Source organism: Pectobacterium polonicum (assembly GCF_005497185.1).
In the GTDB taxonomy this organism is placed as follows: Bacteria; Pseudomonadota; Gammaproteobacteria; order Enterobacterales; family Enterobacteriaceae; genus Pectobacterium; species Pectobacterium polonicum.
In genome coordinates, this window is record NZ_RJTN01000004.1 from 43,590 (window position 1) to 57,686 (window position 14,097).

12 protein-coding genes are annotated in these 14,097 nt (G+C 51.7%); all 12 read right to left on the reverse strand.

The annotated features are described in order from the left end of the window. Positions 1–41 precede the first annotated feature (41 nt). Positions 42–1,892 carry an NADH-quinone oxidoreductase subunit L gene (nuoL, locus tag EDI29_RS06340; RefSeq protein ID WP_137740213.1) on the reverse strand — a complete coding sequence of 617 codons (1,851 nt, stop codon included), beginning with the start codon at positions 1,890–1,892 and terminating at the stop codon, positions 42–44. Beyond that, positions 1,889–2,191, reverse strand: coding sequence for an NADH-quinone oxidoreductase subunit NuoK (nuoK, locus tag EDI29_RS06345; RefSeq protein WP_005969835.1), 303 nt, complete (start codon positions 2,189–2,191; stop codon positions 1,889–1,891). The genes nuoL and nuoK overlap by 4 nt, the downstream gene beginning before the upstream one ends. Next, positions 2,188–2,748, reverse strand: coding sequence for an NADH-quinone oxidoreductase subunit J (gene nuoJ, locus EDI29_RS06350; protein ID WP_137740214.1), 561 nt, complete (start codon positions 2,746–2,748; stop codon positions 2,188–2,190). The genes nuoK and nuoJ overlap by 4 nt, the downstream gene beginning before the upstream one ends. Positions 2,749–2,757: 9 nt before the next feature. Next, positions 2,758–3,300: an NADH-quinone oxidoreductase subunit NuoI gene (gene nuoI / locus EDI29_RS06355; protein ID WP_010278884.1), complete on the reverse strand. Its 543-nt coding sequence runs from the start codon at positions 3,298–3,300 to the stop codon at positions 2,758–2,760. A 17-nt stretch (positions 3,301–3,317) separates the two neighbouring features. Continuing rightward, on the reverse strand, positions 3,318–4,292 hold the full coding sequence (gene nuoH / locus EDI29_RS06360; RefSeq protein WP_048259481.1) for an NADH-quinone oxidoreductase subunit NuoH: 975 nt from the start codon (positions 4,290–4,292) through the stop codon (positions 3,318–3,320). After that, positions 4,289–7,015, reverse strand: coding sequence for an NADH-quinone oxidoreductase subunit NuoG (gene nuoG / locus EDI29_RS06365; RefSeq protein WP_137740215.1), 2,727 nt, complete (start codon positions 7,013–7,015; stop codon positions 4,289–4,291). The genes nuoH and nuoG overlap by 4 nt, the downstream gene beginning before the upstream one ends. A 187-nt stretch (positions 7,016–7,202) precedes the next feature. Next, positions 7,203–8,552 carry an NADH-quinone oxidoreductase subunit NuoF gene (gene nuoF / locus EDI29_RS06370; RefSeq protein ID WP_113626142.1) on the reverse strand — a complete coding sequence of 450 codons (1,350 nt, stop codon included), beginning with the start codon at positions 8,550–8,552 and terminating at the stop codon, positions 7,203–7,205. Beyond that, positions 8,549–9,094: an NADH-quinone oxidoreductase subunit NuoE gene (gene nuoE / locus EDI29_RS06375; protein WP_137740216.1), complete on the reverse strand. Its 546-nt coding sequence runs from the start codon at positions 9,092–9,094 to the stop codon at positions 8,549–8,551. The genes nuoF and nuoE overlap by 4 nt, the downstream gene beginning before the upstream one ends. A gap of 2 nt (positions 9,095–9,096) precedes the next feature. After that, positions 9,097–10,896, reverse strand: a complete 1,800-nt coding sequence (nuoC, locus tag EDI29_RS06380) for an NADH-quinone oxidoreductase subunit C/D (RefSeq protein WP_137740217.1) — start codon at positions 10,894–10,896, stop codon at positions 9,097–9,099. A gap of 98 nt (positions 10,897–10,994) precedes the next feature. Continuing rightward, entirely contained in the window at positions 10,995–11,669 is a 675-nt protein-coding gene (locus tag EDI29_RS06385; RefSeq protein WP_005969846.1) for a NuoB/complex I 20 kDa subunit family protein, read from the reverse strand. A gap of 17 nt (positions 11,670–11,686) precedes the next feature. Further along, on the reverse strand, positions 11,687–12,127 hold the full coding sequence (locus EDI29_RS06390) for an NADH-quinone oxidoreductase subunit A (protein WP_107170538.1): 441 nt from the start codon (positions 12,125–12,127) through the stop codon (positions 11,687–11,689). Between the two features lie 675 nt (positions 12,128–12,802). Further along, positions 12,803–13,753: a transcriptional regulator LrhA gene (lrhA, locus tag EDI29_RS06400; RefSeq protein WP_137740219.1), complete on the reverse strand. Its 951-nt coding sequence runs from the start codon at positions 13,751–13,753 to the stop codon at positions 12,803–12,805. Positions 13,754–14,097 lie beyond the last annotated feature (344 nt).

Genomic DNA, 14,097 nt, shown 5'->3' on the forward strand with positions numbered 1-14,097 from the left:
ATACGGAATGCCCTGCCTTTCATACGTTACCGGATACTGCCTTACACCAGCAGTAACAAGCCCAGCACCAGCACGGCACCAAAGCCCATAGAGGCAACATACCAGCGCAACTGACCATTCGCACTGAGCGCCAGCCCACGATTACCCCAACGGGTGATGATGGCAGGCAGGGTCATCAGTGCATTTAACGGATCACGCTGCAACAGCTTCGCGATAGCCAGATACGGTTTAACAAAGACATGGTCGTACAACCAGTCGAAGCCCCATGCATGGAACCACCAGGTTGAGAAGAAACGGCCTGGAGCACTGTTCGCAATGCTATTCACCGCCTGACGTTTACCCAGCCACAGCACAGCGGCAAGCAGAATACCGGCAATCGCCACCACGCCAGAGGTAATTTCCAATGTCAGCAACTGGCCATGTTCAAGTGCTGTTGTTGCCGGCAATACGCCATGCAACGGCGGAACAATCATCGCACCAATAAAGGTGGACAGAACCATCAGCACAACCAGCGGTAAGTGGTGAGAAATGCCTTTTCCTGCATGCGCCTTGGTTTTCTCTTCACCGTGGAACACGATGAAAATCATACGGAACGTATACAGCGAGGTCATGAAGGCACCGGCCAATCCAGCCACCATCAGATTGATGTGACCATTTGCCCATGCACCAGCCAGAATCTCGTCTTTACTGAAGAAGCCTGCGGTAACCAGCGGCAGTGCAGCCAGCGCCGCGCCCCCGACCAAGAAGCAAACATAAACCAGCGGAATCGTTTTGCGCAGGCCACCCATCTTGAAGATGTTCTGTTCGTGGTGGCAGGCCAGAATTACCGAACCAGAAGAGAGGAACAGCAGCGCTTTAAAGAATGCGTGCGTCATCAGGTGGAAAATCGCGGCATCCCATGCCTGCACGCCCAGCGCCAGGAACATGTAACCAATCTGGCTCATGGTAGAGTAAGCCAAGACGCGCTTGATGTCTGTTTGAACCAAGGCAGCAAAACCTGCCAGCACCAACGTGACTGCACCCACGATACCTACCAGATGCAGAACATCCGGGGCCATCAGGAACAGGCCGTTAGTACGCGCAATCAGGTAAACCCCCGCGGTAACCATCGTGGCGGCGTGGATCAGTGCAGATACCGGAGTTGGACCAGCCATCGCATCTGCCAGCCAGGTTTGCAGCGGCAGCTGTGCAGATTTACCGACCGCACCACCCAGCAACATCAGCGTAGCCCAGGTGATTTCAGGTGAACCTTCAGCCAGTTTCTGCGGTGCCAGAACCATCAGTTCGCGGAAATTGAGTGTACCCAACTCTTTGTAAAGGATGAACAGCGCAAAGGCTAAAAAGACGTCACCCACACGCGTAACGATAAAAGCCTTCATCGCTGCCGCACCGTTCTTCGGATTGGTGTAGTAGAAACCGATCAGCAGATAACTGCACAGCCCTACCCCTTCCCAACCGAGATACATCAGCAGCAGGTTATCAGCCAGTACCAGAACAACCATACTTGCGATGAACAGGTTGGTGTAAGCGAAGAAGCGAGAATATCCCTCTTCCCCACGCATATACCAAGAGGCAAACAGGTGAATAAAGAAGCCGACCCCCGTCACCACAGACAGCATCGTCACCGAGAGACCGTCGAGCACCAGCGTTACGCTAATGTCGAAATTGCCAACGGTCATCCATGTCCACAAATGCTGGTTAAAGAAGGTGACACCGCCGCTGTGCTGCTGAGCCATGAAATCAACCACAACCCAAGCGGTAACTAACGCTGCCAAACCAATCGAGCCAACACCGACCGTCGCGGACGTGTTTTCAGACCAGCGACCACGAGAAAATGCCAGCAGCAGAAAGCCGAGCAGCGGAAAGAGTATTGTTAAATAGAGTAAGTTCATCCGCGCATCTCACTGACTGTATCAATATTCAGGGTTTGACGACGACGATACATCTGCAATAACAGCGCCAGACCAATACTGGCCTCAGCCGCCGCCAGCGTAATCGCCAGAATGTACATCACCTGACCATCCGGCTGCTGCCAGTAACTGCCTGCGACAACAAAAGCCAGTGCAGCTGCATTGATCATAATTTCCAAACTAATCAACATAAACAGCAAGTTACGACGAATTAATAGACCAGTCAGCCCCAGAACAAACAAGATAGCGGCTAAAATCAATCCATGTTGTAACGGAATCATGCGCGTTCCCCCGTTATTTTTTTCTCAACGTCCTGGTTCGCGCCTTCTTTATTGATAACGTCACCACGTTTATCTTCACGACCAATGTGGAAAGCGACAACCAATCCCGCCAGCAGTAGCATTGACGCTAATTCAACTGCCAGAACATAAGGCCCAAACAGGCTGATACCCACGGCTTTCGCCTCAACAGGCGTGCCAGTGATGCCCTGCTCTTTCAGGCTCAGGATGGCGTTAACCACAATCACCAGTAACGCCAGTGAGAGAATGCTCGGACCGATCCAGACGCTCGGTTTCAGCCAATTCCGCTCTTGTTCTTCTACGGAATTACCGAGGTTGAGCATCATGACCACGAACACAAACAGCACCATGATGGCACCCGCATACACGATAATGCTCAGCGCGCCGGCAAAATTAGCCCCCAGCGAGAAAAAGACGCCCGCAATCGCCATGAGCGAGGTGACCATATACAACAATGCATGCACAGGATTGGTATGCGTAATGACGCGCAATGTCGCCAGTATCGCAATCAAACCTGTGGTATAAAAAGCGAATTCCATGCTAGCTCCTTAGGGCAACAGGCCTTTGACATCAATAGGTTTGGCTTCGTTTTCAGCTTCGCCTTTGTCTTTCCCATCGATTGCCATACCAGCCATCCGGTAGAAATTGTATTCCGGATATTTACCCGGCCCCGATATCAGCAGATCTTCTTTCTCGTACACCAGATCCTGACGTTTGTAATCGCCCATCTCGAAATCCGGCGTCAGCTGGATAGCGGTTGTCGGACAAGCTTCTTCACAGAAGCCACAGAAAATGCAGCGCGAGAAGTTGACGCGGAAGAACTCGGGATACCAGCGACCATCTTTGGTTTCCGCTTTCTGCAATGAGATACAGCCGACCGGACAGGCCACCGCACACAGGTTGCAGGCAACGCAACGCTCTTCACCATCGGGATCGCGCGTCAGCACGATACGACCACGGTAGCGCGGCGGTGGATTCACAGGCTCTTCTGGGTACATCCTGGTTTCGCGCTTCTTGAAAGCATTCGATCCCACCATACAGATACTGCGTATCTGGGTGCCGAAACCAACCACTAACTCTTTCAATGTCATGGTTTATTCACCCCTTCTTAAGCGTTGTACAAAATGACGGCCGCTGTTGCCAGCAGATTCAAAAGCGTTATCGGCAGACAGACTTTCCAACCGAAAGCCATCACCTGGTCATAACGTGGACGGGGTAACGAAGCACGAATCAGGATGAACATCATCATGAAAAAGCCTGTTTTCAGCGCAAACCAGACAAACGGAGGCAAGAACGGACCATGCCAGCCACCGAAGAATAAGGTTACCATCAGCGCGGAAACGGTCACGATCCCGATATATTCGCCCACAAAGAACAGACCGAATTTCATACCGGAATATTCAATGTGGTAACCATCGGCCAGTTCCTGTTCAGCTTCAGGCTGGTCAAACGGGTGACGGTGACACACCGCCACGCCTGCGATGGCAAACGTAATAAAGCCGAAGAACTGTGGAATTACGTTCCACAGATGTTCCTGAGAATCAACGATATCACGCATATTGAACGAACCCGCCTGCGCGACAACACCCATCAGTGACAGGCCGATAAACACTTCGTAGCTCACAGTCTGAGCGGAAGCACGTACCGCGCCGAGCAGCGAGTATTTGTTGTTACTCGCCCAGCCGGCAAACAGCACCGCGTAAACGGCCAGCCCCGCCATCATCAGGAAGAACAGGATACCGATGTTCAGATCGGCGACACCCCAGGTTGGTGTGATCGGCACAATCGCAAAGGCAATCAGCATTGACGTAAACGCGATCATCGGTGCCAGCGTGAAGATCACCTTATCGGTAAAATTCGGCACCCAGTCTTCTTTGAAGAACATTTTGATCATGTCAGCAACAAGCTGTAATGAACCGCCCCAACCTACCCGGTTCGGTCCATAACGTCCCTGGAAGAGGCCGAGCAGTCGACGCTCACCCATACTCATGAACGCGCCACAGGTCACGACAACCAGCAGAATCACGATCGCTTTTCCGACGGTGATCAGAATCTCGATTAATTCCGGCGTTAACCAACTCATTGTGCGGCCTCCCGCAGATTTTCAACGGTTGCACCCGCCAGCACCGGTGCGATACCCGGCAAGCCCAGCGGTAAACCAACCTGTCCCTGACTCAATGCCGCACTTAAGCGCAGTGGCAGACGTAGCGTTTGCCCTGCACAAGTCAATTCCAGCAACGCCCCCGAGTTTACACCCAGTGTCGCCGCATCAGCTGGATTCACCATCACGTAAGGCTCTGGCATACGCTGCTGAATTACGTCAGAACGCTGTGACATTTCGTCACTACCGAACAGGTGATAATACGGCGCAACGCGCCACTGACCCGCTTGTGGGACGAAAGCCGCAGGGATGTTGTCGAAGTACGCCAGCGAACCTTCTCCAGCTTCGATCATACGAACGCCAGGATCGCCATGACGCAAATGCCCACCCACTTCGTCCTGGAATTTGTTCCAGGCTTGCGGTGAGTTCCAACCTGGTGCCCAGGCAAACGGAATTTGCTGACGGTTGGCTGTCGGACTGTTGTTCCCTTCCATTGAGAAGGCAAACATCGTGTCTTTGTCAACAGGCTGACGCGGTTCATGCACGCTGATATTGGCACGCATCGCTGTACGACCGCTGGAGCGAATCGGTGAACGCGACAGTTTCTGCCCACGAATACGGAACGACGCGTCCGGCGCAGCATCTTTAATCGCCGCCAACTGCGGCAATGCCGTAACACACGCGTCAATCACGTTATCCAGCTGCGTCCAGTCAACCTGACGGCTGTTATAGGTGATATACAGCGAGTGCAGCCAGCGCCAGCTTTCCAGCATCACAATCTTGTCGTTGTAGTACGTTGGGTCATAAACCTGGAAGAAACGCTGAGCACGGCCTTCCTGATTCACCAGCGTACCGTCGCTTTCAGCGAAGCTGGCGGCAGACAGAATGATGCTGGCCTTGTCCATGATGCGAGTACGCTGATGATCGACCACAATCAGGTTTTCAGCTTTTTCCAGCGCCGCGTCAACGCGAGCGATTGGGGCATGACGGTAGAGATCGTTCTCCAGAACCACCACGCTATCGGCGTTGCCGTTTTCCAACTGCGCCAGCGCGTCATCCAACGAACCGCCGCCCATGATTGACAGCCCGATGCTGTTAGCAGCAGGTGCAACAAAGGTAATGCCGACGTCAGAGCCGCGATTTTTCAGCGCTTTAGCAACGTTTGCCGCTGCGGAGATCACTTCCTCGCTACCTGAATTGGTACCGGAGATGATGAGCGGCTTTTTCGCACCGGCCAGCGCCTGTACGATAATATCGACTTTCTGGTCAAGACCCGCAGCCAGATCGGTAACTGCCGGTGCGCTGCTATCCAGACCGTGTGCAATGGCAAAACCAAGGCGCGCCTGATCGGCAACCGGCGCACGATAGTTCCATGCCGCAATATCGTCCAGACGGGTGTTATCGACGTTGGTGACAAACAGCGGGTGCTTGGCATGCTGACCAATGTTCATGATCGCCGCAATCTGCCAGTCAGCCACTTTCTGTGCTGCCGCCATTTCGCGGGCTTTGCCTTTAACGGCTTGACGAACGGCCAATGCGATACGCGCGCCAGTTTGGGTTAGGTCTTCACCCAGAATCAGAACCGCATCGTAGCCTTCGATTTCACGCAGCGCTGGCGTTCTGACACCGCTTTCGCGTAGCACTTTCAGAATCAGTTGCAGACGATTTTGTTCTTCCTGCGCGATACCCGTGTAGAAGTTCTCTGCCCCTACCAGCTCACGTAATGCGAAGTTGCTTTCAATGCTGGCACGCGGCGAGCCGATACCGATCGTTTTCTTCGCCTGACGCAGCACATCCGCCGCACCTTGCAGTGCCTGGTCGGCATTCAGTGCGATCCAGTCATTACCACGACGTTGCAACGGCTGGTTCGGGCGGTCTTTCTGGTTGACATAACCGTAACCAAAACGACCACGGTCACACAGGAAATAGTGGTTTACGCTACCGTTGAAACGGTTTTCGATACGACGCAGTTCGCCATAGCGCTCACCGGGACTGGTATTACAGCCGACGCTGCACTGTTGGCAAACGCTCGGTGCAAACTGCATATCCCATTTACGGTTGTAGCGCTCGGAGTGCGTTTTGTCGGTGAATACGCCAGTAGGACACACTTCAACCAGGTTACCGGAGAACTCACTTTCCAGCGTGCCATCTTCCGGGCGACCGAAATAGACGTTGTCGTGTGCGCCATAAACACCAAGATCTTTACCATCCGCATAATCCTTGTAGTAACGAACGCAGCGATAGCAAGCAATACAGCGGTTCATCTCATGAGAAATAAACGGCCCGAGATCCTGATTACGATGGGTACGCTTGGTGAAGCGATAGCGACGGAAGTTCTGCCCCGTCATGACCGTCATATCCTGCAAATGACAGTTACCGCCTTCCTCACACACCGGACAATCGTGCGGGTGGTTGGTCATCAGAAACTCAACTATCGTCTTACGGAATAGCTTCGCCTCTTCATCTTCGATCGCGATGAACGCGCCATCGGTTGCTGGTGTCATACAGGACATCACCAGACGACCGCGGGTGTCTTCCGCGTTTTGATACTGTTTTACCGCACAGAGGCGGCAAGATCCGACGCTCCCGAGCGCGGGGTGCCAGCAAAAGTAAGGAATATCAAGTCCCAGAGTCAGGCAAGCTTCCAGAAGGTTGTCTGCTCCGTTTACTTCATACTCTTTGCCGTCTACATGAATAGTAGCCATAGTCAGCATGCTTCCATAATGGCCCGTGTTGCCACGGGCGCTAATCAAAAATTCTGTATACCCTCATCTTTCAAGCCGCAAATGCGTTGGCTACCTGCGCCTTGAAATCTATTGGGTTTATGAGGGTGGCTTATTTGCGTCACCCTGCGGATACATTCACTGCATCTCGCACGTATTGAGCGATAGCTTACCAGCGCTCTTTCAACAGGTTAGGCTGAATACCGCCAATCGCCTTGAGGTTGCCTAAATACTGTTTAGAGATACCCGCTTCGAATTCTTCCCGGAAATACTTGATGGCACTTTGCAGCGGTTCGACCGCACCCGGCGCATGCGCACAGAAGGTGTTACCCGGTCCGAGGAAGCGGCAAAGCTGCTCTAGCGTTTCGATATCGCCAGGCTGACCTTCGCCATTCTCCAGCGCACGTAAAATCTTCACGCTCCACGGCAAACCATCACGGCACGGCGTACACCAGCCACAGGATTCACGGGCGAAGAACTCTTCGAGGTTACGCGTCAACGAAACCATATTGATCTCGTGATCGACGGCCATCGCCAGCGCAGTACCCATACGGCTACCTGCTTTCGCAATGTGCTCAAAATCCATGGGTAGATCGAGGTGACTTTCCGTCAGGAAATCCGTACCTGCACCGCCCGGCTGCCAGGCTTTCAGCTTCAGACCATCGCGCATGCCGCCCGCGTAGTCTTCCAGAATTTCACGCGCAGTCGTACCGAACGGCAGTTCCCACAGACCTGGATTCTTGACCCGACCCGAGAAGCCCATCAGTTTCGTGCCTGCATCTTTACTTTTACCCGCAGACAATCCCTGATACCACGCTGCACCGTGCTCGATAATTGCCGGTACGTTACACAGTGTTTCCACGTTGTTGACGCAGGTCGGCTTACCCCAAACACCCGCAGACGCTGGGAACGGTGGCTTGGAACGTGGGTTGGCACGACGGCCTTCCAGCGAATTAATCAGGGCAGTTTCTTCACCGCAGATGTAACGCCCGGCGCCCGTATGCACGAACAGCTCGAAATCAAAACCGCTGCCCAAAATATTCTTGCCCAGCAAGCCAGCGGCTTTTGCTTCTTCAATTGCGCGACGCAGGTGAACCGCAGCTTCGATGTATTCACCGCGTAAGAAGATGTAGCCGCGATAGGCTTTCAGTGCAAAGGCGCTGATCAGCATGCCTTCAACCAGCAGATGAGGCTCTTGCTCCATCAGCAGGCGGTCTTTATAAGTACCCGGCTCCATCTCATCCGCGTTACACAGCAGGTAGCGGATGTTCATGCTTTCGTCTTTCGGCATCAGGCTCCACTTCAAGCCTGTTGAGAAGCCCGCCCCGCCACGCCCTTTTAGGCCAGCGTCTTTAACCAGTGAGACCACTTCATCCTGAGCCATGCCGGTTAACGCTTTTTGCGCTGCGACATAGCCGTTTTTGCTGCGATATTCATCCAGCCATACTGGCTGTTTGTCTGCGCGTAAACGCCAGGTCAGAGGATGCTGCTCAGCCGTCAGAACAATGTCTTTACTCATTGATACTGCTCCAATAACGTTTCAATACCTTCCGGCGTCACATGGCTGTGGGTATCGTCATCAATCATCATTGACGGCCCCTTATCACAGTTCCCCAGGCAACAGGTCGGCAACAGCGTGAAACGTCCATCAAACGTTGTCTGTCCTGGTTTAATGCTGAGCTTACGCTCCAGCGCAGCCTGAACGCCCTGATAACCATTGATGTGGCACACAACGCTGTCGCAATAGCGAATAATGTGACGCCCGACAGGCTGGCGATAAATCTGGCTGTAGAACGTAGCCACACCTTCCACATCGCTGGCAGGGATACCCAGCAAGTCGGCAATCGCGTGGATAGCACCATCCGGCACCCAGCCGCGTTCTTTTTGCACAATTTTCAGCGCTTCAATTGATGCGGCTCGTGCATCTTCATAGTGATGTTTTTCGTGCTCAATGGCGTCACGTTCGGCGTCACTCAATACAAAAGTACTTTCTTTTGTCAGCGAATCGACAGCCGGTTGTCCCAGAGCGTCAATATGATCGTGATTGTTATGATCATGCATAATTAGCGGTCCACATCTGACATTACGAAATCAATACTGCCGAGGTAAACGATCAGATCGGATACCAGACATCCGCGAATTACAGAAGGAATCTGTTGCAGATGCGCATAGCTCGGCGTGCGAATACGGGTACGGTAGCTCATCGTGCCGCCGTCACTGGTCAGGTAATAGCTGTTGATACCTTTTGTTGCCTCAACCATCTGGAATGATTCATTGGCAGGCATAACCGGTCCCCAGGAAACCTGAAGGAAGTGGTTAATCAGCGTATCGATATGCTGCAACGTGCGCTCTTTTGGTGGCGGCGTCGTCAGTGGGTGATCCGCTTTGAACGGCCCTTCCGGCATGTTTTTGAGGCACTGATCCAGAATGCGCAGGCTCTGACGCAGCTCTTCAACTTTCAGCATCACGCGGCTATAGCAATCGCTGATGCCGTCGCCGACTGGCACTTCAAAGTCAAAGTTTTCATAGCCAGAATAGGGACGCCATTTACGCACGTCGAAACCGATGCCTGTAGCACGCAGACCCGCTCCCGTTACCCCCCATTCCAATGCTTCTTTCGCATTGTAAGCGGCTACGCCCTGAGTACGACCTTTCAGAATGGTGTTCTGCAATGCGGCTTTAACGTAGGTATCCAAACGGCTCGGCATCCAGTCGAGGAATTCCCGCAGCAGACGCTCCCAGCCGCGTGGCAGATCGTGCGCCACACCGCCAATACGGAACCACGCCGGGTGCATACGGAAGCCGGTAATCGCTTCAACCAAATCGTAAATTTTCTGGCGGTCAGTAAACGCAAAGAACACCGGTGTCATCGCACCGACGTCCTGAATATAGGTACTGATATACAGCAGATGGCTATTAATACGGAACAGCTCGGACAGCATCACACGAATCGTTTTCACACGATCCGGCACCTCGATACCCGCCAGTTTCTCAACGGCCAATACATACGGCATTTCGTTAACGCAGCCGCCGAGGTATTCAATACGGTCAGTATAAGGAATGTAGCTGTGCCAAGACTGGCGCTCGCCCATTTTCTCCGCACCACGATGGTGGTAACCCACATCAGGCACGCAGTCGACAATTTCTTCACCATCCAATTGCAGGATAATACGGAAAGCACCGTGTGAAGACGGGTGGTTCGGACCAAGGTTGAGGAACATGAAATCCTCATTCTCAGTGCCGCGCTTCATGCCCCATTCTTCTGGTTTGAACGTCAGCGATTCCATTTCCAGATCTTCTTTCTGCTTAGTCAGCTCGAAAGGATCGAACTCGGTCGCACGCGCCGGATAATCTTTACGCAGTGGATGCCCTTCCCACGTCTGCGGCATCATGATGCGCGTCAGGTTTGGGTGACCATCGAAGGTCATGCCGAACATCTCCCACGTTTCCCGCTCATACCAGTTGGCATTCGGGAACAGTTTGGTTACGGTCGGTAAATGCAGGTCATTCTCAGCCAACGCGACTTTGAGCATAATGTCGCGATTACGCTCAATGGAAATTAAGTGGTAAAAGACGGAGTAGTCGGCGGCAGGTAAACCTTCACGATGGGTGCGCAAACGTTCATCCATACCGTGCAGGTCAAACAGCATGACATAAGGCTTCGGCTGTTTTTTCAGGAATGCGACAACATCCAGTAATTGCTCACGCTTGACCCACACCACCGGGATACCTGTGCGGGTTGCCTGTACAGTAAATGCATCTGGTCCAAAACGGTTACACAGTTCGCCAACGACCGGATCGTTAAGGTGATCGCGGGTTTGCCAGCCTGGCTGAGCGAGATCGTGTGTCGTTAAATCTGTCATAAATATGTCACCACATTAAATGTGCTATTTCTGTAGCTGATAATGACCGCACACTATTATCGAGGTATTACACGGTCACCGGGTTTATCATCTACAGGTCAAATCTCATCAGGCGAACGCAGGTTGGTCACAGCGATTCGCTCGCCGCGTTTGCGCTCACGCTCAGATTGCATGTTGGCGCGGTAAACGCCCTGTTCACCCACCACCCATGACAGAGGGCGGCGTTCTTTACCGATGGATTCTTTCAGCAGCAACAGCGCTTGCATGTAGGCTTCCGGACGCGGCGGGCAACCCGGAATATACACATCAACGGGCAGGAATTTATCTACGCCCTGAACAACGGAATAGATGTCGTACATGCCGCCGGAGTTAGCACACGCGCCCATGGAGATAACCCATTTAGGCTCAAGCATTTGCTCGTACAGACGCTGAATAACGGGTGCCATTTTGGTGAAACAGGTTCCCGCGACGACCATGAAGTCAGCCTGACGTGGCGACGCACGCAGAACCTCAGCACCAAAACGCGCAACGTCATGAACGGCGGTAAATGACGTCACCATTTCTACATAGCAACAGGAAAGACCAAAGTTATACGGCCACAGGGAATTCTGACGACCCCAGTTCACCGTATCGTGTAATGCATGTTCCAGTTTGCCCATGTAGACACTGCGGTGAACATGTTGCTCCAGAGGGTCGGAAACGATCTCCTGACGTTGCAGGGGATAACGGTCATTCTCACCGTCCGGCTCTATGCGGGTGAGCGTATAGTCCATCTTAAAATGCCTCGCTGTTACTGCGGATGAGTGTTGGTAGTGTTGATGATGTCTGATTTAACAACTTGTCTCTTGGATCGAACCGGGGTCCAGTCAAGTGCCCCAACGCGAACCAGATAAACCAAACCAGCCAACAGCACCAAAATGAAAATGGTTGCTTCAATGAAGCCTATCCAGCCGCTTTCTTTGATAGACACCGCCCAAGCGTAGAGATAGAGGGCCTCAACGTCGAAGATAACGAAGAACATAGCGACAAGATAAAATTTAGCAGACAGACGTAGCCGCGCTGAACCCACAGAGTCGATCCCGGATTCATAAGGTACGTTTTTGGCCCTGGCTCTGGCTCTCCCACCCAGCAAGAACCCACCGGTCAGCATGAAAACGCACAGGCCTACGGCAATGATAAGGAATAGCGCAAAAGCCCAATGATGGGCGAGGATTTCAGTAGTTGTTGACATTCTCTTTGCTTACTCATCAAAAGTGGCGGGTAATATCTCTGCTCTGTTATCGGCAGTTAATGCGCCACATCGATTAAAAGGAAGGATTAATAACCACAAAAAAGCACGGAAACGTATCAGGTAAGCCTTGCTTGGTATGGTTGAGCCCCAAATTTGTAACCTTTTTTTCAACCTTACTAAAAATAACAGTACATTACTTTACATGCACGCTGTTTTGTTAACATTTTGTGTTCTCACTCGTAGCTAAATCGAGTCAGTGCCTTCGTCAGTTAACCAGAGCGCAGCGACACAGAAAGCAAGTTTGCACCGCCACTATACCATTTTCACAGAAAATGCCTGTTCCCCCATGTGGTTATTAGGGGTATTTTTTGATCCAGCACACATTTTTACCAATTTAGTTAGTAAAAAAACCACACTGATTCAAGGCAAGGTTGGGCATCATTTTCCATAACATAATTTTAAAAAAACAGAACCGTCGTTTTATAAAAGCAAAATATGCCCTATATCGCCACGTCTAGCCTATTGATGCCAAATGGAAAACGCAAAGTGGAATAAAACTGGGGAAATGAGGTCAATCAGACCCTGTCTACGCGGGTTTAACACATTAGTCATAAATCATCATCATTCGGGGTGCATCCCTACCCTCCCCGAATGATAATTAACTACCCATTACGATTAGATCACATCCTTCAGCGACGAATCGGAAGACAGCGTTCCATCCGCGCTGTTTGCCAACATGCTGACAGGCGTAATGTGAGAAGGCTTCCCTGATTCAATCACATTGAAAATTGCCGTCGCCAGTTCATTCTCCTGGTTAGGATTCTGGCAAAGAAAATAACGGGTTTCAGGCAATCTCGGCAACCCTTCCTCTTCGCCCAGCACCCGCAGTTCCGGACTCATCATTTCCACCGAGCGTACGGTGATACCCATGCCAGCCTTCACCGCGGCGCGCACAGCAGAGAGCGTTGAAGCCACATACGCGATTCTCCAGGGAATCCCTGCGGCCGTCAGTTGCTGCGTGGCCAACGAGCGGAAAGGGCTCGGTTCATCCAGCACAACCAGAGGAATAGGTTCATTCGCTCTGAACTGGTAATCTGCCGCGCAATACCATAACGTCGGGGAACTACGTAATAACACATGCGGAAACACCACACCGTTCATTGTGGTAATAACCAGATCTATTTTCCCCTGATTCAACATGTCCATCATTTCAGCGCTACGTTTTACGCTGACATTGACGGAGAGTTTAGGAAATACAGAGGTTACCCGATGTAAAATATAAGGCAGGATAGTGTCTGCCGTATCGTCAGACGCCCCGATAGTTAGCGTGCCTTGAATATCACTGTACATTAATGAAATACAGGCTTCATCATTGAATTGTAATATTTTTCTGGCATAACCTAGAAACTGTATACCGTGTTCGGTCAGCAATTTATTACGCCCGTGCCGGGCGAAAAGCTCCTTTCCGATGAGTTGCTCCAGCCGCTGCATCTGCTGGCTGACTGCCGATTGAGTCCGGTTGACGGCGGCGGCCGCCGCTGCAAATGTATTTAAATCTGCAACGGCAACAAACGTCCTCAGTAAATCAAGATCGAGATTAAGTACTGGTCGATTTGCACTGGTCATACGATTTTTCACTTATCTATTTTAATTTTAACAAAATATTCCTGGTGTTTTATTACATGTACGGGTAATGGCCGATACATTTAAAGACACTATCGCAGACGCACGATAAGGGCAAAAAAATACTTATATTTCGTTACCCCTATCGCCTTTCCATTGGTAAGACATCACATAATTAAATGGCTCACCAGCCTTAATCCTTTATTCAATAACAACGACACTTTCTCTTTATTTCATTCTGCGAAATAAAGACGTTCTACACGTAAATAAACGAGCAATCCCTGCCACCCTATTCTTGCACTAAAAAGTGCGTCCTGAACTGTTGTCTGCCCCCTACCATATCGCAC